The organism is Paracoccus alkanivorans (assembly GCF_003697785.1).
GTDB classification, from domain to species: Bacteria; Pseudomonadota; Alphaproteobacteria; order Rhodobacterales; family Rhodobacteraceae; genus Paracoccus; species Paracoccus alkanivorans.
Genome location: NZ_QOKZ01000010.1, coordinates 1 through 21505, shown reverse-complemented (window position 1 = coordinate 21505; position 21505 = coordinate 1). Strand labels below are relative to the sequence as shown.

Below are 21505 nucleotides of genomic sequence, written 5' to 3'. Positions count from 1 at the left end.
TGCAGGGCTTGCTCTTCGGGACATGGGGCGCAAATCTGGTTCGGTATTATGGGAGGAACAGCAATGAAACGCACCATCGCCACCGCGTTGTGGCTGGGGCTGTCCGCGGGTCTCGCCGTCTCGTCTCCGCTGGCCGCGGGCGAGGCGGGTGACGCGGTTTTCGCAGAGCGGGGGCCGTGGTCCGTCGAACCCGAGGGGCTCCGCTGGTCGGTGCATGTGGATGGCCCGGAGGCCGCCGGCTTTCTGCATGTGGAGGATGGTTCGGTCACATTGAACGAGATCACCGATCCATCCGACAAAAAGCCCGCCTTGCAGCTGACCCAAAAGACCGACAGCCGGACCCGTAAGATCGGACCGTTCCCGATCTCGGGCGGCGATCCGGTGCTGACCTTCTTTCTGGAGCAGACCACCCGGGACGTAGCCAAACTGACCGGCGGCAGCCCCTATTACATCCGCAACCGCATGAAGGACGCGTTGTTCCGGGGTGGAAAGATTTCCCAGGACGGCAGCACGGCCAGTTTCCAACCCTTCGAGGGCGATCCGAATGCCGCACAGATGAGGGGTTTCGAGACGCTGACCCTGACCTTCGTGCTTGCCCAAGATCCCAAATCCCCGATCCGGGAATTGCTGGCCCAGACCGAGGGCGACGAGCCGGGCTATGTCAACCGCATGGTGTTGCAATGAGACATGCCGTCATCACGCTCGCCGTTGCTGCGGCAATGGCCGCGCCCGCGGGATGGGCACAAGCCGTGAACGACTACCCGACGAATGCCCGCGCTGAATATGTCTTTGCCTGCATGGCCACCAACGGACAAAACCGGGACATGCTGGATCGCTGTTCCTGCGCCATCGACCAGATCGCCTCGGTTCTGTCCTATGAAGATTACGTCGGCGCCGAGACCGTTCTGCGTATGCGTCAGGTGACCGGCGAGCGCGCCTCGATGTTCAAGGGAATGGCGCAGATGACCGATATCGTCGCCCGCCTGCGCCGCGCGGAGGCCGAAGCCGAGATCCTTTGTTTCTGACGAAGCCGGCTCTTTGCCGGGTTGCGGTTGACGGAGCGTCGCATTCGTTCATAACCGGATGCGAATGGCTCCTCCGCCGGAATTTCGGAGAGCAGGACAACCGCAGAAAGGCTGTGCCATGAATTTCGACCGCCGCATCAAGATCGCCCCGTCGATCCTCTCTGCCGATTTCGCCGATTTCGGGCGCGAGATCCGGGCCATCGAGACCGAGGGTGCCGATTGGGTGCATGTCGATGTCATGGACGGCCATTTCGTCCCCAACCTGACCTTTGGCCCGCCGGCGGTGAAGGCATTTCGTCCGCATGTCCGGGGCTTCATGGATGTGCATCTGATGATCGCCCCGGTCGATGCCTATATCGAGGCCTATGCCGAGGCAGGCGCCGACATGATCACCGCCCATGTCGAGGCCGGGCCGCATCCGCATCGGACCCTGCAGGCGATCCGGGCGACGGGCCGGAAGGCCGGGATCGCACTCAATCCCGGCACGCCGGTAGAGGCGGTCGAATACCTTCTGGATCTGTGCGACATGGTGCTGGTGATGACCGTCAATCCGGGCTTCGGCGGGCAGAAATTCATCCATTCCCAGATCGATAAGATCGCCCGGCTGCGCGGCATGATCGGCGACCGGCCGATCCATATCCAGGTCGATGGCGGCATTGATGCGAAAACCGCTCCGCTTGTCGCCAAGGCGGGGGCCGATGTTTTGGTCGCGGGATCGGCGGTGTTCAAGGGCGGCTCGGTCGATCAGCCAGACATCTATGGCGAGAATATCCGCATCCTTCGCGAGGCCGCGCAAGCGGTTTGACAATCCTGCCGCACAGGCGTTTGCTCTGCTGCGAAGAAACAGGAGGACTTTATGGATCTGGGGATCAAGGGAAAACGGGGGCTGGTATGCGCGGCTTCCAAGGGTCTGGGGCGCGGCTGTGCCGAAGCGCTGGCCGAGGCCGGCGTCAACCTGGTCATCAACAGCCGCACCGAGGCCGATATCACCCGAACCGCACAGGAGATCGCCGATAAATACGGTGTCGAAGTCACGCCTATCGCCGCCGACATCACCACGGATGAAGGCCGCGAGCGGGTGCTGGCCGCCGCCGGCCAGGCCGACATCCTTGTAACCAATGCGGGCGGCCCTCCTCCGGGCACCTGGACCGATTGGAATCGCGAGGATTTCATCAAGGCCATCGACGCGAACATGTTGTCGGCGATCGCGCTGATGCAGGCACTGGTTCCCGGCATGATGGAACGTGGCTGGGGCCGGGTCGTCAACATCACCTCGCAATCGGTGCGCTCGCCCATCGCGGTGCTGGGCCTGTCCAACACCGCCCGCGCCGGGTTGACCGGCTTTGTCGCGGGCATGTCGCGGCAGGTGGCCGGGCATGGCGTCTGTGTCAACAATATCCTGCCCGGCATCCACGCGACGGATCGTGCCGACAGCCTGGACAAGGGCGTCGCCTCGAAAGACGGCATCAGCATCGAAGAGGCCCGCAAGAAGCGGCAATCGGGCATCCCGGCCGGGGCCTATGGCCAGCCCGAGGATTTCGGTGCCACATGCGCCTTCCTCTGCAGCCAGCAGGCGCGCTTCATCATTGGCCAGAACATCCTGCTTGACGGCGGCGCGCTGAACGTCACGGTCTGAAGCCGCAATCCAATGCCGGGACCGGGCGGCTTAACGCTCCCAACCGGTCTCGGCAAGCAGCCTTTGCCTGATGATTGCCTGATCCTCGCGGATCATGCCAGGGATCAGGAACATGTCGACGATGACCCATAGGCAAACAAACCCGATGGGCAGCCAGCCGACCAGTATCGGCGCGGTCAACCAGCCCAGCCCCCAGATCACCAGCATCAGGAAACCGCTGACATAGCGGCCCAGATACATCCGGTGAACACCGAATCCCCACAGGAGAAGCAACAGCAGATATGCGACGATCTGCGACTTGGACTGGTTCGCTACACGCTGTTCAATCAGCAATTGCTGCTCGACATTCATCGGCACTCGATCCTCTGTTCCACCGGGCAGAACCGCCGCCCATAGAACGGAGGTAGGGTATCGTCCCCGATAGGCAAGGGGTGGCAGTGATGTTTCCGGGTTGCCGGAGCGAAAACAATCCCGATGAATCAGATGGCCGTCTTGCGGCTTTCCTCCAGGTAAATCTCGCGCAGGCGGGTGGCCACTGGCCCAACGGCTCCGCTGCCCACCGGGGTGCCATCGATTCCGACCACGGGCATCACGAAGGACGAGGCCGATGTCACGAAAGCCTCATCCGCCGCCTGTGCTTCGGCAAGGGTGAAACTGCGCTCCTCGACCTGCATCTGCGCCTCGCGGGCAAAGCGGAGCACAGCGGCACGGGTGATCCCGTGCAGAATGTCATGGCTGAGTTCGCGGGTGATGATCCTGCCGTCCTTGACGATATAGGCGTTGTTCGACGTGCCTTCGGTCACCTTGCCGTCCTCGACCAGCCAGGCATCGTCGGCACCACGCGCCTTGGCCTCCATTTTGGCCATCGACGGATAGAGAAGCTGAACCGTCTTGATGTCGCGGCGCCCCCAGCGCAGATCCTCTATGCTGATGATCTGCCAGCCGGTTTTCGCGGCAGGAGCATCTGCGAGGCCGGGCTTGGCCTGCGTGAACATGACCACGGTCGGGCGCGTTCCCTTCGGCGGATAGACGAAATCGCGATCCCCGGGATTACCCCGCGAGACCTGAAGATAGATCAGCCCATCGGTGATTCCGTTGCGCTGGACCAGTTGCCGATGTGCCTCGAGATATTCGTCCTCGGTCAGCGGGTCATCCATCGAGAGGGCATCCAGCGAGCGGGTCAACCGGGCCATGTGACCGGCGAAATCCAGCAGCTTGCCATCCAGGACGCTGACCACCTCGTAGACGGCATCGGCCATCAGGAATCCGCGGTCGAAAACCGAGACCATGGCCTGATCCTCGGGCAGATATTCGCCATTCACATATACGGTCCGCGTCATCCCTCGTCCTCCGTTGCGGCTGTTCAGCTTGGTCCTGCGCCGAAAGCGGCGCTTCGTCAAGCCGGTGACCCGTCATGCTGCAACGCAAAAATCCGGCTTGAAGCCCGCAAGAGGTCACGCTAAACGGTGACGCAACATCGTTTCGTCAAGCGACAAGGATTCGCAATGAGCTTTCGCCTTCAGCCTCAGCCTCCTGCCCGCCTGAACCGTTGCCAGCTATTCGGCCCGGGTTCACGGGCGGCACTGTTCGAGAAGATGGCCAAGTCCGATGCCGATGTGATCAATATCGATCTCGAGGATTCGGTTGCTCCCGACGACAAGGAAGCCGCGCGCAAGCAAACCATCCAGGCAATCGGGGATATCGATTGGGGCGACAAGACGCTTTCGGTGCGAATCAACGGGCTGGACACACCCTATTGGTATCGCGACGTGGTGGACCTGATGGAGCAGGCGAGCGAACGCCTTGACCTGATCATGATCCCGAAGGTCGGCAACGCCTCGGACATTTATGCGGTCGATGCGCTCGTGACCGCGATCGAGCGCGCGAAGGGCCGTGAAAAGCGCCTCGGTTTCGAAGTCATCATCGAAAGCGCGGCTGGCATCTGCCATGTCGAAGAAATCGCTTCGGCTTCTCCCCGTATGCAAGCCGTGAGTCTTGGCGCCGCCGATTTCGCGGCCTCGATGGGTATGGCCACGACCGGGATTGGCGGAACGCAGGAAAATTACTACATGCATCGCGAGGGTCAGAACTACTGGTCCGATCCATGGCATTGGGCACAGGCCAAGATCGTGGCGGCATGCCGGACGCATGGGGTGCTGCCCGTCGACGGTCCCTTCGGGGATTTCAGCGACAAGGAAGGCTTCATGGCACAGGCGCGGCGCTCGGCAACCCTGGGGATGGTCGGCAAATGGGCGATCCATCCCAGCCAGATCGCACTCGCCAACGAGGTTTTTTCGCCGTCCGACGAGGCCGTAACCGAAGCACGCGAGATCCTTGCCGCGATGGAAGAAGCAAAGCGTTCAGGCGCAGGCGCAACGGTTTACAAGGGCCGGCTGGTGGATATCGCCTCTATCAAGCAGGCCGAGGTGATCGTGCGTCAGGCCGAACTGATCCAGAAGTAATAGCGGAACACAAGCGGGCCCGGTCCAGTGGAGGGGGACCGGGCCGCGACGTGGGAGGGCGCGGGCTCCGTGGAAACACGGAGCCCGCTGCGTTTTGCAACGCAACGCTCCGTCGGCAGTGGCAATCTCAGGCGCGGCGCAGTTTGCGAAAGACGGCAGACGCACCCCAACCCGCAATCACCGCAACTGCAAGCGACATCAGCCCGTAAAGAAGCGGCTGATCGAAGGCGAGACGATAGAGCCAGCGCTCCACCCCGACTTTCCGAACCTCGATGGGTGCGCGATAGACATCCATGACCTGCCCGTCGCGCAGCAAGAAGATGCGGGTCTTGTAGTCGCCTTCGATCAAGTTGGCGGGAAGGCTTACATCCGCCCGGAACAGGGTCTGATCGACCAGTTTCACGCCACCCTCCGCCAGCCGGTAAAGCCCATTGTTCTGACGCAGACGGATCAAGGCCTCGGTGAAGGGCACGGCGTCCTCAACCGCGAGCTTCCCGGCATAGGCCCTTAGCGCCAGCGGCAGCGAAATCCGGTAACGGCGATCCCATTCCTCTTGCAGAATGCTCTCCAGCGGTGCCGATGTCGCGACGGCGTAAAACCCCGGCGCGGCACCGATCTCGACCTTTTCGGTATTGATCCAGATGCCTGCCTTGCGCTCCTTGCGCCAGATCGTCAGCGGTCGCGACGGCGCCTCGACGGTTACGATAACCTGCAGCGGCGGACCGGGGGGGATCGGCGTTTCCCGCTTTATCGCACCATAGATCAGGATTTCGGAGCCGTCGAAACTCGCTGTGATCGCGACTGAATCCTTGGACAGCCCGGCCACGACCTGCTCGGCCGGTTGCTCCTTGTTCCTGGCGATAGCAGTGATCACGCGCCGCCGCTGCGCCGGGTCCGGAAATGTCGGCACGACCTCGTCGGACTCGGTAACGGGTGCCGGTGCTTCGGATATCTGCGCCGCAGCAGGCCCGGCCAGCCACAACGCCAGAAGGGCTGACAATGCCATCCGCATCACCGCGCCTCCGTGGTGATCGAATAAAGCTCGTCCGGGCGCAGGAACAAATCCAGCGCCAGCTTGCCGCACACCAAGAGCACCAGCAATGCCAGCAGGATACGCAGCTGTTCGGCCCTCAGGCGCGCGCCCAGGGTGGTGCCGATCTGCGCGCCGATCACCCCGCCCACGATCAGCAGCACGGCCAGCATGATATCCACCGTATTGTAGCTGACCGCATGCATTACCGTCGTGAAGGCGGTGACAAAGGTGATCTGGAACAGCGAGGTGCCCACGACGACCTTGGTCGGCACGCCGAGCAGGTAAATCATCGCGGGCACCATGATGAAGCCGCCGCCCACCCCCATGATGGCGGCCAGCACACCGACGGCCACCCCGACCAGCAGAGGGGGAATGACGCTGATATACAGGCCCGAGGCGCGGAACTTCATCTTGGCGGGCCAGCGATGAACCCACATATGCTGGTGCGATCGCTTGCGATAAGTGGGGTTTTTCGAACGCCGCAATGCGCGGATGCTCTCCTGCAACATCATCGCGCCGATCAGGCCCAAGAACACCACATAGCAAAGCTGCACAACCAGGTCGACCTGGCCGACCTCCTGCAGGATCGTAAAGACCCACACGCCCAGCCATGACCCGACCAGACCACCGGCCAGCAGAACACCCCCCATGCGGAAATCGACGGTCTTGCGCTTGACATGTGCCAGCACGCCCGAGACTGACGAAGCAACCACCTGATTGGCACCCGTGGCCACGGCGATGGCCGGAGGAATGCCGATAAAAAACAGCAGCGGCGTGATCAGGAACCCGCCGCCTACGCCGAAAAGCCCGCTCATAAGCCCGACGAGGCCGCCAAGCCCGACCAGGGTGAAAGCGTTGACGGATACCTCGGCAATGGGAAGAAAAATCTGCATGTCACGCGCTATCGGATCGGTTACCTCAGGATGCAACGGCGGATCGATCAGGTCAAACCACTTTCGGCACGAACCCAATGGGTTGAAGCCAATCGGGCACGGGGATAAGCAGAGAGGTGAAACAACAGCGCGTGAACGGAACCGCAATGCGCATTCTCATCACCAATGACGACGGGATCAACGCTCCGGGGCTGGAGGTGCTGGCCGAAATCGCGGCAGAAATCGCGGGCCCCTCGGGTGAGGTCTGGACGGTCGCCCCCGCTTTCGAGCAATCCGGCGTGGCGCATTGCATCAGCTATTCGCATCCCACCATGGTCGCACGGCTGGAAGAACGCCGATATGCCACCGAGGGCAGCCCTGCCGATTGTGTGCTGGCGGCGATCTCCGATGTCATGGTCGACGCCCTGCCCGACCTGGTATTGTCAGGTGTGAACCGTGGTAATAATTCGGGCGAGAATGCGATGTATTCCGGCACGATCGGCGGCGCGATGGAGGCGGCGCTGCAAGGATTGCCCGCCGTCGCCCTGTCACAGTACCTGGGACCGGAAACCGCCGGGCTGGCCGATCCTTTCGAGGCTGCGCGCAGTCATGGCGCGGCAGTGGTGCGCCAGCTTCTGGATCATGGCGACTGGAATTCGAGCGACGATTTCCGCCTGTTCTACAATGTGAACTTCCCCGCGAAGCCCGCCTCCGGCGTGCGCGGCATCCGTGTCGCCCCGCAGGGCAAACGCAGGGACTCGCGTTTCAGCGTGGTGCCCTATACCGCTCCGAACGGGCGCCGTTTCATGTGGGCGAAAGGCGGATCGCAGCAGGCCCCGGCGAACGAAGGCAGCGATGTGGCAATGAACATGGCCGGTTACGTATCGGTGACACCGATGAGAGCCGATCTGACCTGCCATGCCTCGCTTGAACGGCTTTCGAAGGCATTGAACCGGGACCGTCAGCAGCAGGAGGCCGATCCGACGAGATGAGCGACGAGGATCATCAGGACAGCCCGGCGGAACGCAAGATGCGCTTTCTTTTCCAGTTGCGCTCTCGCGGGGTGACCGATCCACGTGTCCTGGCGGCGATGGAGCGGATCGATCGCGGCATCTTCGTTCGCGGTCAGTTCGCGGATCGCGCCTATGAGGATACGCCGTTGCCGATCCCCTGCGGCCAGACGATCAGCCAGCCATCCGTGGTGGGGCTGATGACGCAATCGCTCAATCCGGGACCACGCGATACCGTGCTGGAGGTCGGCACCGGTTCGGGCTATCAGGCTGCAGTGCTGGCCGGGCTGTGCCGGCGCGTCTATACCGTCGACCGCCATCGCAGGCTGGTGCAGGAGGCCGAGGCAATTTTCCAGCATCTCGGGCTGTCCAATATCACCGCGCAGGTTGCCGACGGCTCTCGCGGTTTGCCCGATCAGGCACCTTTCGACCGTATCCTGGTGACCGCCGCTGCAGAGGATCCCCCCGGTCCGTTATTGGCACAGCTCAAGATCGGCGGTATCATGGTGGTGCCTGTCGGGCAGTCGGACGCGGTGCAGACGCTTATCCGCGTGACTCGGTCGGAAACCGGGTTCGATTACGACGAATTGCGGCAGGTGAGGTTCGTGCCGCTGGTCGAGGGATTGGGCCATACATGATCCCCGGTCGGGCAAACATACAGGTTGAGGATATCGGAATGAGGGTAAATTTCAGGCTTCTGGCCGGAGCGGCAGGAACCATCGCCTTGCTTGCGTCCTGCGGCCCCAATGGCTTTGACCCCGATTTGCGCGGCTGGTTTCCCGGCGCGCTCAACACCGCCGATGCCGCGGCAAAGGCGCCGCCGCGTCCAAGACCGGATAGCCGGGGGCTTATCACCTTCAGCGATTACCAGGTGGTCGTGGCCCAATCCGGCGACACCCCGGCCAGCATCGCGTCGCGCTTGGGGCTGAGCGCCGAGGAACTGGCGCGCCATAACGCGCTGCCCGCCAACGGGACCCTACACGGAGGAGCGGTGCTGGTATTGCCGCGCCGGGTCGCGGGGGGAACGCCGGTCGCGGGCGGCATCTCCAGCAGCACCGGACAGGTAACCGATCCCTTCGCGGGGCAAGGTGTTGCCAAGCCCAATGTCCCCGGCATGGATAGCGAAAAGGCGCAAAGCCAGCCAACGGCAACAGCCGGGCAGCAGCCACGGCAGCACCAGGTCGCCTCGGGCGAAACCGCATGGTCGATTGCCCGGAAATACGGAGTCACCGTCCAGGATCTGGCCACGTGGAACGGGCTGCCAAGCAATATGGCGCTGCGGGTCGGTCAAAGGCTGATGATTCCGGTCGCGGGGCAAGCGGCTCCCAATCCCACGGCAGTCACGACCGCACCGGGCAGCGGCAGCCCGACGCCGCGCCCCCCGTCGGCTGCTCAGCCCCTGCCGGATGAAGAGACAGCTCCGGCTTCCGAACCCGGCCCCGAGGCCGAAACACCGGATCTGGGTGCAACCCGCACCGAGGCATCAAGCGGCGGGCGCTTTAGCATGCCTGCCTCAGGCTCGATCATCCGCGTCTATGAAAAGGGTAGGAATGACGGCATCGATATTTCCGCACCAAGCGGAACCGATGTAAAGGCAGCGGGCTCCGGAACGGTCGCCGCAGTTACCCGTGACACAAGCGGCGTGCCGATTGTCGTCGTTCGCCATGATGACGGGCTGATGACCGTTTACACGGGGATGGACGATCTGAGCGTCGCCAAAGGCGATAGTGTCAGCAGCGGGCAGGCGATAGGCCAATCCGGAGCTTCCGGCGTTGTCCATTTCGAGGTCCGCCGCGGCTTCGAAAGCGTCGATCCCGAGGAATATCTGCGCTGATCGCAAACCGGTGACCGGCCATATGGCCCTTGCCGGGATGGCCGGTCGGATGATTTTTCTGCTTCAGACGCGATCGAACTGATCATCGACCGCTGCGGCAATCTCGCGCCGGATGACGATCCGCAGGTTGCGGGAAAAGCGCTGGCCAAGCTCCCCCTGCAATTCACCCTGGATCATTTCGCGAATCTGGCTTCGGACTCCCTTTACATCGTCTTCGATGATGGGGCCGAAAAGCGATCCAAGCCCGCCGGAGGTCAGCGCCTGCACCTTGTCCTGTGCGCTTTCCGGCTTGGCCGGGGCTTCGTCGCGCAGGTCGACCTTCTCTGCGATCCCGCTATCGGAGAGTGGCGTAAGCTGTTTTGCCGTCTGCATCTGATCTTCCTTTTCTGTGTCAGTGGCGTCGTTCTCAACACCCGCAACCGGCGGGTGAGCGTTCTCGCTCTCATCGATTTGCGATGAAACGATTTCTTCAATATTTTCGCTGGAATCCGGCGCGCCCTCCGTCATAGCGGCAATGCCGGTGACATGACCGTAATACGGATCACTGGATTCGATCGGCAGCGCCGCATCACCAGGGAGCACACCCTGATCCTGTGTGTTTGCGCCCAGCCAGGCAGAACCAGCGGAAGGATCATTCTCATCCGCATGGGCGTTCGGACTGCCATCAAACCGCTCCATCGCAGTGACAGAAGTATCACCGACGATCTTGCGCCGGAATGCGGCAAGCTTCTGCTGTTTGGCCGATCTCATGACCGGCCTCGGCATTCGAGTATCTCAATTTCGCGATGGATAAAGCTGCCGATCAGCGCAGCATCGGCACAGCAAACGCCTGCGACAGCAAGTCCCGGCCCGTCAAATGCCTCGGATTGAAGCAGTCCTTCAGCCATGGGTCAGCCCCATGGCCGGATTGTCAGTTGCCGCGACCGATGGCGCGCAATACGCGATCCAGGCTTTCGCCCTGTTTGCTGGTAAAGGGCGCGTCGCGCACCGCGTTGTAATATTGGGATGGGTCATAGGTGGGGATCCCGAGCTTAAGGTTTTCTACCGTAAGCAGACCCATAGCGGCCAAAAGTTGATAATGTGCTAATTGCAGATTGGCCTCGGCCGTAATCTTGTCGGCCCGCGCCTCAAGCAGCGCCTGTTCCGCATCCAGCACGTCAAGCGTCGTGCGAGCGCCGAGTTGAGCTTCTTCACGCACCCCGTCATAGGCTTGCTGCGCAGCCGAAATCTGCTCGTCGATCGCGCCGATCTGCGCACGCGCCACATCGATATTCGCCCAGGCAGTTCCGACCTGCTGGTTGACGTCACGCGCGGTGCCCAGCAGTTGGGCCCGCGCCTCGTCACGCGCGGCCATCGCCTTGCGGTGCTGGGCCGGCAACCGCCCGCCGGAATACAGCGTCTGGCTCAGTTCCAGCCCCACCGATCCGCTCAAGCGCGTATCATAGTCTCGGGCTGTCTGATCGAAGTCGCGGCCTACGCCCGCTGTCACATTGCCGGACAGGGTAGGATTACGCTCGGCCGCAGCAGCCGCAACGCCCAGTTCTGCCGCCGCGGCGGAACGCTGCGCCTGCTTGATCGCCGGGTGATTCTTTTGCGCAACGGAACGGGCCGCATCCAGACTGGCAGGCAGCTCGGGCAGGGGCGGGGGCGCATCAAGCTGCCCCGGTTCTTTCCCGGTTGCGGCCAGATAACCTTCCTGTGCTACCTCCAGATCGCCCTCGGCAGCAGCCAGCGCCGCCCGCGACGCCGCCAGTTGCGCCTCTGCCTGCGCCACGTCGGTGACAGTGATCTCACCCACTTCGAAGCGATCCTGCGCAGCCTGATGCTCTTCCCCGATCACCCGGACCGAGTTCTCCTGCAACGCAACCTGTTCTGTCGCCTGACGAACATCGAAGAATGCCCGCGTTGCCGAAAGCAGCACATCCTGCTCCACCCCGACCAGAGCCTGGCGGGTGGCCAGCACCTGCTCCTTGGCCGAATCGATAGCCAGTTGGGACCGGCCCCAATCGTAGAGCGGTATCTCGGCCTGCAGGGCCAGCGAACTGGAGCGTGTGCTCCCGCCTATACCCTCGATTCTCTGGATCTGGTGGCTGGCAATCCATTGCAGAACCGGGCGAAGCTCGGCCACGGCACTGGCGACATCCTCGTCAGCGGCGCGCAGAACCGCGCGGTTCTGCTCCATGAGCGCAGAATGGCGATAGGCCGATACCATGGCATCGGCCAGCGATTCCGCCCCTGCCGGCAATGCGGTGCCGATCGACAGCACCGCAATGGCTGCCATGCGTTTCAGGCTGATCAGATGTCTCACAAGCTGAATCCCCGTTCCTTCGTAAAGGCCTTGAGCACCGGCGCATGCGCATTGAAAGCATAACGCCAGTTCACCCGGCCGTTCAGGCAATGTCCGATTCGCGCGATGCCAAGCGAACCCTCCATGAAAAGGGCGCCAATTCGTCCGCCCTCCTTCAGCTGATCCAGAATTGCTGACGGCACATCCTCGACCGCCCCCTCGATCAGGATGACATCATAGGGTCCCTGTTTTGGGGCCCCTGCATCCAGATCACCATGAAGCGTCGCGACGTTGAACACACCGGCATCGGCAAGCCGTTTCTCAGCCTCGACAGCCATCGCCTCGTCATCCTCGATCGCGACAACGGCTTCGGCCATCCGTGCCATGACCGCCGCAGAATATCCATAGCCACAGGCGAGATCGAGAGCGAGGTCACCGGGCTGGATATCCAATCCATCGACCAGCTTAGCCAATGTGCGCGGTTCAAGCATGACGCGGTTTTCACCGACAGCAAGATTCTCGCCCGAATAGGCGACCGCGCGAAGCGCCGCCGGCACGAATTCCTCACGGGGAATCGCCAGCATGGCCTCGATCACCGGGAACTTGGTTACATCGTTGGGGCGAACCTGAGTATCCACCATGACGGTGCGGCGCGCGGCAAAATCGGTCATTGTCGGAACCTCTGCTCGACCTGCTTCGGGGGCTTATTGCCACGTTTCATGTAGGTGAGCAACGGCGGTCATTCCAGTCTTGCCCGGCACGCGCTGCTCCCTTTCTTCCGATGCACTCTCGACAGCGATGGGTTGACCAAAAATTCGGGCGGCGAATTGCGAGGCGACAGGCAATTCCTGCCGCAAATTCATTGCCCTGCCGCACTTATGGTATCTGGCCCCGCGTCACGGAGACTTGCCCCAGGAAAACGCATGTGCATAAAACTATTACCACATTAATTCAAAATGATACAAAAAATCGGCGCGAACCGATCGTGTTGCAGCCTGTCCGTTCCGGAACTGGGCAGACGGTCAGCCAAGCGCGTAACCGGTGCCACGCACGGTGCGCACCGGATTGTCGCCTCCATTGGTCATCAGCGCCTTGCGCAGCCGTCCCACATGCACGTCGATGGTCCGGGTATCGACATAGATATCGCGGCCCCAGACCCGGTCCAGCAATTGCTCGCGCGTCCAGACCCGGCCCGGTTTCTCCATCAGCGTGGAGAGCAGCCGGAATTCCGTCGGCCCCAGATGCAAAGGCTGACCCGCGCGAAAGACCCGATGTTCGGCGGCATCCAGGATGATGTCGCCGAAACTCAGCCTTTCGCCCATGGTCGCGGGCCGGGTGCGGCGCAACTGTGTGCGCAACCGGGCCATCAGTTCGACAACGGAATAGGGCTTGACGACATAATCATCCGCCCCGGTCTCCAGTCCACGCACGCGGTCGGTTTCCTCGCTGCGCGCCGACAGCATGATGATCGGGATGCTGCGCGTCGCCGGATCGGCCTTGACCTGGCGGCAGACCTCTATCCCCGAAACCTTGGGCAGCATCCAGTCCAGCACCAACAGATCGGGCTGCTCCTCCTGCACCAGCAGCAACGCGTCCTCGCCGTTGTCAGCCACCACCACCTCGAAACCCTCGGCCTCGAGATTGTATTGCAGGACCTCGCGCTGCGCGCCCTCGTCTTCCACAACCAATACGCATGGGGCCTGTGTCGTCATCCCGTCATCCCTCGCTGCTCGCTATCCCGGCATCGACCGACACGCTGCTGGCCTTGGGCCGGCTGTCCTCGGGCAATTCGCCGGTGACCAGATAGATCACCTGCTCGGCGATCGATGTCGCGTGATCGCCCATCCGTTCGATATTCTTGGCGATGAAATGCAGATGCATGCAGGCGGTGATGTTGCGCGGATCCTCCATCATATGGGTCAGGAACTCGCGGAACAGTGCATTATACATCTGGTCCACCTCCAGGTCGCGCTGGCGGACATCCTCGGCCAGTTCGCCATCGCGGCGGATATAGCTGTCCAGCGCGTCCTGCAGCATCTTGCTGACCGCCTGCGCCATTCGGCGGATCGCCATACCCGAGCCATCGATCACCGGCATCTGTGTCAGAACATCGGTCCGCTTGGCCATGTTCTTGGCGTAGTCACCCACGCGTTCCAGAGAGGCGGCGATCTTCATCACCGCCAGCACCATGCGCAGATCGGTGGCCGTGGGCGCGCGCAGGGCGATCAGCCGTGCCGCATCCTCGTTGATCTGCAGCTCCAGCGTGTCGATCGCCTTGTCGCGGCGGCGAACCTCTTCGGCCAGTTCCTCGTCCCGGGCTTCCAGCGCCGCCGCGGCATCCGCGATGGCGACCTCGACCATGCCGCCCATCTTGACGACCTGGGCCTGGATCGTCTCCAGATCGCGGTCGAACGCAGAGGATATATGCTTGTCGCGGTTGATCATTCCTGTCTCCTCCCGGGGGGTCAGCCGATGCGGCCCGAGATATAGGCCTCGGTGCGTGAATCCTGTGGCTTGGTAAAGATATCGTCGGTCTCGCCATATTCGACCAGGTTGCCGAGGTGGAAAAAGGCGGTCTTCTGGCTGACGCGGGCGGCCTGCTGCATCGAATGGGTCACGATGACGACCGAGTATTCCGAGCGCAGCTGGTCGATCAATTCCTCGACCTGGCCGGTGGCGATCGGGTCAAGCGCCGAGCAGGGCTCGTCCATCAGCAATACCTCGGGCGCGGTAGCCACGGCACGGGCGATGCACAAACGCTGTTGCTGGCCGCCCGACAGGCCGGTGCCCGGCTCGTTCAGCCGGTCCTTGACCTCGTTCCACAAGGCCGCGCCGCGCAGCGATTTCTCTACGATCTCGTCCAGTTCGGCCTTGTTGCGCGACAGGCCATGGATGCGCGGGCCGTAAGCGACATTGTCATAGATCGACTTGGGGAAGGGATTCGGTTTCTGGAACACCATGCCGACCTTGGCGCGAAGCTGCACCGGATCGACGCGACGGTCGTAGATATCCTCGCCATCAAGGGCGATCTTGCCCTCGATGCGGGCAATGGGGATGGTGTCGTTCATCCGGTTGATGCAGCGCAGAAAGGTCGACTTGCCGCAGCCCGAGGGGCCGATGAAGGCGGTCACCGTCTTGTCGAGGATTTCGACATTCACATCCTTGATGGCATGCTTGTCGCCATAATAGACCTGCACATCCTTGGCCGAGATCTTGATATCCTGCTGGGTCACGGCACTCTCCGCTCGGTTGATGTCGTACATATTCTAGGCTCCTTTCGCCGTATTACCAACGACGCTCGAACCGGCGGCGCAGGAAGATGGCCAGCAAGTTCATGCAGAAAAGGAAGATCAGCAGCACGATGATCGCACCCGAGGCCCGCTCGATAAAGGCCGGGTCGGCGCGCTGCGTCCAGTTATAGACCTGCACCGGCAAGGCCGAGGCGGGGTCGAACAGCCCTTCCGGCGGGGCGGCGGGGAATTCGCGGACAAAGGCCACCATGCCGATCAGCAACAGCGGTGCGGTCTCGCCCAGTGCCTGTGCCAGCCCGATGATCGTGCCGGTCAGGATGCCGGGCATGGCCAGCGGCAGGACATGGTGGAACACTGACTGCATCTTGGAGGCGCCGACACCAAGCGCCGCATCGCGGATCGACGGCGGCACCGCCTTCAGCGCGGCGCGGGTCGAGATGATAATGGTCGGCAGCGTCATCAGTGTCAGGACCAGCCCACCCACGATCGGGGCCGATTGCGGCAGTCCTGCGAAATTGATGAAGGCGGCAAGACCGAGGATACCGAACACGATGGAGGGCACGGCGGCGAGATTCGAGATATTCACCTCGATCACATCGGTCCAGCGATTCTTCGGCGCGAACTCCTCAAGATAGATCGACGCCGCCACGCCGATCGGAACGGCGAGCAGCAGCACCACCAGCATCATGTAGAACGAACCAAGGATAGCCACACCCACGCCTGCCGCCTCGGGCCGCTGGTCCGAGGCGTCGGGGTTGGTGATGAAGTCCCAGTTGAAGCGGGTGACCAGCACCCCTTGTTCCCTCAGCGCATCGGCCAACATCAGCTGCTGCGGCGAGGTATTGCTGTCCGCCGCTGCGCTTTCCATCGTCACGCGGCCCTTGAAATAGCCGTCGATCCGGCCGTTTACCAATACGTTCACATCGACCGTCTGCCCGACCAGTTCGGGATCTGCCAGCACCCGGTCGCGCAGATGCGCCGATGCTTCTTTCGACACGAGGTTGTCGATATCCTTCTCGGCCAGTTCCGCGATTTCGATCCCCGAGCTGGCAACCGCGGCCTCGACCGCGCGATCCAGCACCTTGCCATAGGACAGCGTCAGCACCTTGGACATCTCGTCCAGGTTACGGTTGCCCTTGGGGTCCAGCGTCTCGGCATCCAGCGCGACGGGAATCGACAGGTAGGTCTGTCGGAACGCTCCTGCCCCGCCCGAGATGATCGAGCTCAGCAGAACGACCAGCGCGATCATCGCAATCCCGATCGCCCCCGCGCCATAGAGGCGAAAGCGCTTCTCGGCGGCGTTGCGGCGGCGGGTGCGCGCATCCGCGACCATCAGCGAGGATTTCGGCGCGGGCATTGCGCCGGACTGCGGCATCGGAAGATCGGTCATTCGTACTGCTCGCGATATTTGCGCACGATATAAAGCGCGACAATGTTCAGCCCCAGGGTGATGACGAACAGCGTCAGACCGAGGGCAAAGGCAACCAGCGTCTCGGGCGCGGCGAAATCGTTGTCACCGGTCAACTGGCTGACGATCTTGACGGTGATCGTGGTCATCGCCTCGAAGGGATTGAGCCCCAGCCTCGCGGCGGCACCGGCCCCCAGCACCACGATCATCGTCTCGCCGATGGCACGGCTGGCGGCCAGCAGCACCGCCCCCACAACACCGGGCAAGGCGGCGGGCAGCACAACCTGGCGGATGGTCTCGGAGGGGGTTGAACCCAGGCCAAGCGCACCGTCGCGCATGCTTTGCGGCACAGCATTGATGATGTCGTCAGACAGCGAACTGACAAAGGGGATCAGCATGATGCCCATCACCAGCCCTGCAGTGAGCACGGACGACCCGGAATTTCCCAGCCCCAAGGGCTGCGCGAAATAGTCCCGCAGCATCGGGCCAACGGTGATCAGGGCGAAAAGACCATAGACGATGGTCGGGATCCCCGCGAGGATCTCGATTGCCGGTTTGGCGATGCCGCGCACACGCTTGCTGGCATATTCCGACATGTAGATGGCGGCGAACATCCCGATCGGCACCGCGACCAGCAGCGCGATCACGCTGATATAGAGCGTGCCCCATAGCAGCGGCAGGATGCCCAATGCGGAATTGCCCTGGAAGCGCGGCGTCCATTCCGTTCCAAAGAAAAAGCCCAGCCAGTTATATTTCTGGAAAAAATGCCCGGTCTCGAAAATCAGCGACAGCACGATCCCGGCAGTCGTCAGAATGGCGATGGAAGAGCAGAAGATCAGCACCCCCAGCACGATCCGCTCGACCACGTTGCGCGCCTGGTATCCGGCCCCGATACGGGTGATGCCCCAGCCAAGACCGGCGATGGCCGCAGCCAGCGCGAACAACCCGACCAGCCCCGCGGCTTCGGGAGAAAGCGTTTTCGCCATGCGCAGAAGCGACGCGACGATCATCACGATAATGGCCGGAGTCAGCGTCAACAGCGCCACGCTGGCGCCGTGATAGGTGGGGCGGCTATGCAGGTTGCGGATATCGGACCCTGCCGTGGCATAGGCCCGGCTGCGCCCGATCAGGTAACCGGCAACGGCCAGCAACAGACTGGCAAGCAATGCCCAGGACAGCGGCATCTGACGTTCCTTGCGTAATGGCGACAAGCATGAATACCGGGTGGCGCGAAGAGCCGCGCCACCCGGACACGGATTACTTCGACATGACCGTTTCGTTAGTCACGGCTTCCTGCGTCGCGGCCAGTTCGGGATCCGCAACCAGACCGTATTCGGCCAGCGGGCCATCGGGACCGGCCAGTTCATCGGCGACGAAGAACTCGGCATATTCCTTCAGACCCGGAATTTCGCCGATATGCTGTTTCTTGACATAGAAATACAGCGGGCGCGAAACCGGATATTCGCCCGAAGCGATGGTTTCGGTCGAGGGGGTCACACCGGACATGGTGGCCACTTTCAGCTTGTCGGTGTTGTTCTCGTAGAAGGACAGGCCGAACACGCCGATGCCGTTGGGATCGCTTTCGATGCGAGCCAGCGTCTCGGTATAGTCACCGTCGATATCGACCGACTTGCCATCGGTGCGCAGCGTCATGCAGGCTTCCTCGGCCTTTTCCTCGTCACCCATCTCAGCGGCGAAGACTTCCATCGCACCGGATTCCTCGCAGCCGGCCAGGATGACCTTCTCCTCGAAGACTTCGCGGGTGCCGTGCTTGGTGCCGGGAACAAAGGCCAGGATCGGCTGTTCCGGCAGATCCGGATTCACCTCGTTCCAGTTGGCCGCGCTGTTGTCGACGATCTCGCCGTCCTTGACGACCTTGGCGGACAGGGCGTTGAACCAGTCGGCCGGGGTAAAGACGAAATCCGGACCGCTGGAGGCGTTGGCAAAGACGATCCCGTCATAGCCGATGCGAACCTCGATGATATCGGTCACGCCATTGGCGGCGCAGGTCTCGATTTCGCTGTCCTTGATGGCGCGGCTGGCATTGGCGATATCGACGGTGTTTTCGCCCACACCTTCGCAGAATTTCTTGAGGCCGGCCGAGGAACCGCCCGATTCCACAACCGGGGTCGGGAAATCGGTGTTTTCGCCAAAGGCTTCGGCAACGATCGTGGCATAGGGCAGCACGGTCGAGGAACCGGCGATCTGGATCTGGTCACGCGCCGTGGCAGCGGTCGCGGACAATGCAACGACGGACAAAGCCGTTGCCGTGAGGCCGAGGGATTTCATAGGGGTACTCCCTGTATTGGGTGTGAAAACTAGCGAGTCGCTGACTACCCCCGAATTGTGACGGTTACGCAACTGAATAATGTCACTTTTATGACAGTCCGCTTCGAAGCGCTTTGCATACGCAGCCACCTGGCAAAAGATGGATTGCGGTAAATATTCTTATATTTCATTGAATTAAAAAGAAATTATTTAAAGCATCGCAACGATCAAGCTACCCCTGCCGGGAAAAAAAGGATTGCGATCAAGGCGATCCCGATGGACCTCGGCACCGCCCCTGTTCTCGCTGCTGACGGGATAAGTGTCATTTTTTTCATTCCGCGCGACGGCAGAGACCATCAATCGGGGCAGCCTTGACCCCGCTCACGCATGCTCGCATGGTTTCGAAGGCAGTTTCCAACTCGATAGATTTGACATAATGAAGCGCTCTGAAACCCCTACCGGATGCCCCGACGCGCATATCGGGGGCAACAATCTCATCGCCTATAACAGGATCCCGGCCTCGGGAATCACACAGTTCCAGGTTCTGGGAGAGCGGTGCACCGGGACGAACTACATGCGCTTCCTGTTGGAGCGGAACACGCAGCTTGCCGGAACACGGAAATATGGCTGGACGCACGGCTTTCCCGGTTTCACCGCCATTTTCCCGACGGATCTGATCGTCATCATGTTCCGGGAACCGGAAAGCTGGCTGAAAAGCCTCTACACCAAGCCCTTTCATGTCCCCGACGAGTTTACGAATATCAGTTTTTCCGAGTTTCTCCGGTCCCCCTGGATAACCGTGCTGGATCGTCCCAGGGGTATGTCTGCTCTGCGGGGACGCAAGGCGTTGGGTCTTCCCGTGCAGGCCGACCGGCATCCGATTACAGGAACCCCCCCGGCGAACCCGGTTCAGTTGAGAAACACCAAGCACGCCGCTTTCTGGGGCATTCTCAACAGGGATTGCAACGTGGCGCTGGTTCGCCATTCCGATCTGATCGGCAACCCGCAAGCGGTCCTGCGGGCAATCCGGGATGTCTTCGACCTGAAGATCAATGCGGGCAAATTGATCCTGCCCTCGACCTGGCTGGGTAAATTCGGGCGAACCCTCTCTGGACCCCGGCGGTCCGAGCCGGTTTTCACCCAGGAGGACCGAGACTTCCTTAGCAGCGAGCTTGACCACGAGATGGAAGGCAGGCTCGGCTTTTCATCATTCAGGTAGTCCCTGTTGATCGCACAGCAAGGCCATCTCCGGTGCAGCCCGGCCGAATGCGAACTGTCCGGGCAAGCAAGGCTCTGCATGTCCTTGCCCACCCGGCAATGATTGACCGATTCTACTTTTCTTCATACCGATTCCGGGCGGAACCGAAGAACATGCCGATCATTTGGCGGTGTCGTTTTCCTTCAGCCATTCCCTCATCATCTCGATCTCGCCCTCCTGGGCCTTGATGACGTCCTCGGCCAGCTTGCGCACCTCGGGATCCTTGCCATGTTCCAGAACGATCCGGGCCATATCTATGGCGCCTTGATGATGCGGGATCATGCCGCGCATGAAATCGATATCGGGATTGCCGGTATAATCGATCATCATCTCCTCATGCATGGTATCCATGGCATCCTGGAATGCGGCGGTCGAGGCCGATTGGTCGGCTTGCGAATGCCCGCCTTCCCCGTGCTCCATGGACGAATGGTTCTGAGCCGCAACTGGCGGGGCCGTTACGGCCATGAGGGCAATGATCATCGCAGAAAAACGTAGCATGTTGGCTCCTCGGTTTCAGACAATAAAGGAAGCCAATATCTTCGAAGCACTGGCTGCAATTGAATTTCATGTGACCCACCGATGCGGGGCATCGCGAATTTCGCGCGATTTGCGGATTGCAGCATCGGATGACGGTTTCATTGCCTGACTGTTCGCCTTCGGCCACGGGTTCCCGCGATCCCCGTGCTAGCCAGACCGGCGACGTGTATCTTTAAAACAACCCCATGAGACCGCATCGCCGGATACTCGCCCCAGTTTTGAAAGGAATGCCTGCATGAGCAACTATGTCCTGACCGTGCAATGCGAATCGCGCCGCGGCATCGTGGCCGCAATCTCGGGCTATCTGGCCGAACATGGCTGCAACATCACTGATGCGGCGCAGTTCGACGATGACCTGACCGGACGCTTTTTCACCCGTATTTCCTTTCGTTCCGAAACCGGTGTCACGTTGGAGAAATTGCGCGAGGGTTTCGACGCCGTCGCCGAGCCTTTCGGCATGGGATGGGCGTTTCACGATGCGACGGAACGCATGAAGGTGATCGTGATGGTCTCGCGCTTCGGGCATTGCCTGAACGACCTGCTGTATCGCTGGCGGATCGGGGCGCTGCCGATCGATATCGTGGCGGTGATCTCGAACCACATGGATTACCAGAAGGTGGTGGT

The 21505-nt window shown here is 61.6% G+C and carries 24 protein-coding genes; 10 read left to right on the top strand and 14 right to left on the bottom strand.

The features are described 5' to 3' along the window. Positions 1-63: 63 nt before the first annotated feature. The 4 genes from C9E81_RS19185 (at position 64) to C9E81_RS19170 (ending at position 2661) form a co-directional block, all read left to right on the top strand. Positions 64-684, top strand: coding sequence for a hypothetical protein (locus C9E81_RS19185; protein ID WP_122113973.1), 621 nt, complete (start codon positions 64-66; stop codon positions 682-684). Then, positions 681-1025, top strand: coding sequence for a hypothetical protein (locus C9E81_RS19180; RefSeq protein ID WP_122113972.1), 345 nt, complete (start codon positions 681-683; stop codon positions 1023-1025). Before C9E81_RS19185 ends, C9E81_RS19180 begins: the two co-directional genes overlap by 4 nt. 118 nt (positions 1026-1143) lie before the next feature. Beyond that, positions 1144-1830, top strand: a complete 687-nt coding sequence (gene rpe / locus C9E81_RS19175; protein ID WP_122113971.1) for a ribulose-phosphate 3-epimerase — start codon at positions 1144-1146, stop codon at positions 1828-1830. 51 nt (positions 1831-1881) lie between these two features. Beyond that, positions 1882-2661 carry an SDR family oxidoreductase gene (locus C9E81_RS19170; RefSeq protein ID WP_122113970.1) on the top strand — a complete coding sequence of 260 codons (780 nt, stop codon included), beginning with the start codon at positions 1882-1884 and terminating at the stop codon, positions 2659-2661. 30 nt (positions 2662-2691) lie between these two features. Here C9E81_RS19170 and C9E81_RS19165 read toward each other — a convergent pair whose 3' ends face one another. Beyond that, positions 2692-3012 (bottom strand): TM2 domain-containing protein, encoded by a 321-nt coding sequence (locus C9E81_RS19165; protein WP_122113969.1) that lies wholly within the window; start codon positions 3010-3012, stop codon positions 2692-2694. A 128-nt stretch (positions 3013-3140) separates the two neighbouring features. Further along, positions 3141-4001, bottom strand: a complete 861-nt coding sequence (locus tag C9E81_RS19160) for a D-amino-acid transaminase (protein ID WP_122113968.1) — start codon at positions 3999-4001, stop codon at positions 3141-3143. Between the two features lie 165 nt (positions 4002-4166). Here C9E81_RS19160 and C9E81_RS19155 point away from each other — a divergent pair, with 165 nt between their 5' ends. Continuing rightward, the gene (locus C9E81_RS19155) at positions 4167-5123 is read left to right on the top strand and encodes an L-malyl-CoA/beta-methylmalyl-CoA lyase (RefSeq protein WP_122113967.1); all 957 of its coding nucleotides are present in this window, start codon (positions 4167-4169) and stop codon (positions 5121-5123) included. A 127-nt stretch (positions 5124-5250) separates the two neighbouring features. Here C9E81_RS19155 and C9E81_RS19150 read toward each other — a convergent pair whose 3' ends face one another. Together C9E81_RS19150 and C9E81_RS19145 are read right to left on the bottom strand one after the other, a co-directional pair. Next, a complete protein-coding gene (locus C9E81_RS19150) occupies positions 5251-6135 on the bottom strand; it encodes a TIGR02186 family protein (RefSeq protein WP_425010670.1) in 885 nt (294 codons plus the stop codon). Continuing rightward, complete coding sequence (locus C9E81_RS19145; RefSeq protein ID WP_122113966.1) at positions 6135-7049, bottom strand: sulfite exporter TauE/SafE family protein; 915 nt, start codon at positions 7047-7049, stop codon at positions 6135-6137. The genes C9E81_RS19150 and C9E81_RS19145 overlap by 1 nt, the downstream gene beginning before the upstream one ends. A gap of 146 nt (positions 7050-7195) precedes the next feature. Here C9E81_RS19145 and surE point away from each other — a divergent pair, with 146 nt between their 5' ends. From surE to C9E81_RS19130, 3 genes are read left to right on the top strand one after another with little or no spacing between them, the layout of a single operon-like run. Then, the gene (surE, locus tag C9E81_RS19140) at positions 7196-8020 is read left to right on the top strand and encodes a 5'/3'-nucleotidase SurE (protein WP_122113965.1); all 825 of its coding nucleotides are present in this window, start codon (positions 7196-7198) and stop codon (positions 8018-8020) included. Continuing rightward, positions 8017-8676 (top strand): protein-L-isoaspartate(D-aspartate) O-methyltransferase, encoded by a 660-nt coding sequence (locus C9E81_RS19135; protein ID WP_122113964.1) that lies wholly within the window; start codon positions 8017-8019, stop codon positions 8674-8676. The genes surE and C9E81_RS19135 overlap by 4 nt, the downstream gene beginning before the upstream one ends. Positions 8677-8714: 38 nt before the next feature. Continuing rightward, positions 8715-9872, top strand: coding sequence for a LysM peptidoglycan-binding domain-containing protein (locus tag C9E81_RS19130; RefSeq protein ID WP_122113963.1), 1158 nt, complete (start codon positions 8715-8717; stop codon positions 9870-9872). Between the two features lie 63 nt (positions 9873-9935). On the opposite strand, the gene C9E81_RS19125 is transcribed toward C9E81_RS19130, so the two are convergent. From C9E81_RS19125 to C9E81_RS19085, 9 genes are all read right to left on the bottom strand, one after another. Continuing rightward, positions 9936-10622: a hypothetical protein gene (locus C9E81_RS19125; RefSeq protein ID WP_147457636.1), complete on the bottom strand. Its 687-nt coding sequence runs from the start codon at positions 10620-10622 to the stop codon at positions 9936-9938. 160 nt (positions 10623-10782) lie between these two features. Further along, positions 10783-12153 carry a TolC family outer membrane protein gene (locus tag C9E81_RS19120; RefSeq protein WP_122114086.1) on the bottom strand — a complete coding sequence of 457 codons (1371 nt, stop codon included), beginning with the start codon at positions 12151-12153 and terminating at the stop codon, positions 10783-10785. 23 nt (positions 12154-12176) lie between these two features. Then, positions 12177-12830 (bottom strand): protein-L-isoaspartate O-methyltransferase family protein, encoded by a 654-nt coding sequence (locus C9E81_RS19115; RefSeq protein ID WP_122113961.1) that lies wholly within the window; start codon positions 12828-12830, stop codon positions 12177-12179. 351 nt (positions 12831-13181) lie between these two features. Further along, complete coding sequence (phoB, locus tag C9E81_RS19110; RefSeq protein ID WP_122113960.1) at positions 13182-13871, bottom strand: phosphate regulon transcriptional regulator PhoB; 690 nt, start codon at positions 13869-13871, stop codon at positions 13182-13184. A gap of 4 nt (positions 13872-13875) precedes the next feature. Then, positions 13876-14604 (bottom strand): phosphate signaling complex protein PhoU, encoded by a 729-nt coding sequence (gene phoU, locus C9E81_RS19105; RefSeq protein WP_425010668.1) that lies wholly within the window; start codon positions 14602-14604, stop codon positions 13876-13878. A 20-nt stretch (positions 14605-14624) separates the two neighbouring features. Further along, positions 14625-15422: a phosphate ABC transporter ATP-binding protein PstB gene (pstB, locus tag C9E81_RS19100; RefSeq protein WP_122113959.1), complete on the bottom strand. Its 798-nt coding sequence runs from the start codon at positions 15420-15422 to the stop codon at positions 14625-14627. A 22-nt stretch (positions 15423-15444) separates the two neighbouring features. Beyond that, complete coding sequence (pstA, locus tag C9E81_RS19095; protein WP_122113958.1) at positions 15445-16800, bottom strand: phosphate ABC transporter permease PstA; 1356 nt, start codon at positions 16798-16800, stop codon at positions 15445-15447. Further along, a complete protein-coding gene (gene pstC / locus C9E81_RS19090; RefSeq protein ID WP_122113957.1) occupies positions 16797-18002 on the bottom strand; it encodes a phosphate ABC transporter permease subunit PstC in 1206 nt (401 codons plus the stop codon). Before pstC ends, pstA begins: the two co-directional genes overlap by 4 nt. A 73-nt stretch (positions 18003-18075) precedes the next feature. Then, positions 18076-19107, bottom strand: a complete 1032-nt coding sequence (locus C9E81_RS19085) for a substrate-binding domain-containing protein (protein ID WP_122113956.1) — start codon at positions 19105-19107, stop codon at positions 18076-18078. 415 nt (positions 19108-19522) lie between these two features. Between C9E81_RS19085 and C9E81_RS19080 the strand changes: the two genes are divergently transcribed. Next, the gene (locus C9E81_RS19080) at positions 19523-20305 is read left to right on the top strand and encodes a hypothetical protein (protein ID WP_122113955.1); all 783 of its coding nucleotides are present in this window, start codon (positions 19523-19525) and stop codon (positions 20303-20305) included. A 159-nt stretch (positions 20306-20464) separates the two neighbouring features. On the opposite strand, the gene copM is transcribed toward C9E81_RS19080, so the two are convergent. Beyond that, positions 20465-20842: a CopM family metallochaperone gene (gene copM / locus C9E81_RS19075; RefSeq protein WP_122113954.1), complete on the bottom strand. Its 378-nt coding sequence runs from the start codon at positions 20840-20842 to the stop codon at positions 20465-20467. 274 nt (positions 20843-21116) lie between these two features. Between copM and C9E81_RS19070 the strand changes: the two genes are divergently transcribed. Further along, a partial coding sequence (locus C9E81_RS19070; protein ID WP_122113953.1) for an ACT domain-containing protein occupies positions 21117-21505 on the top strand: 389 nt, incomplete at its 3' end.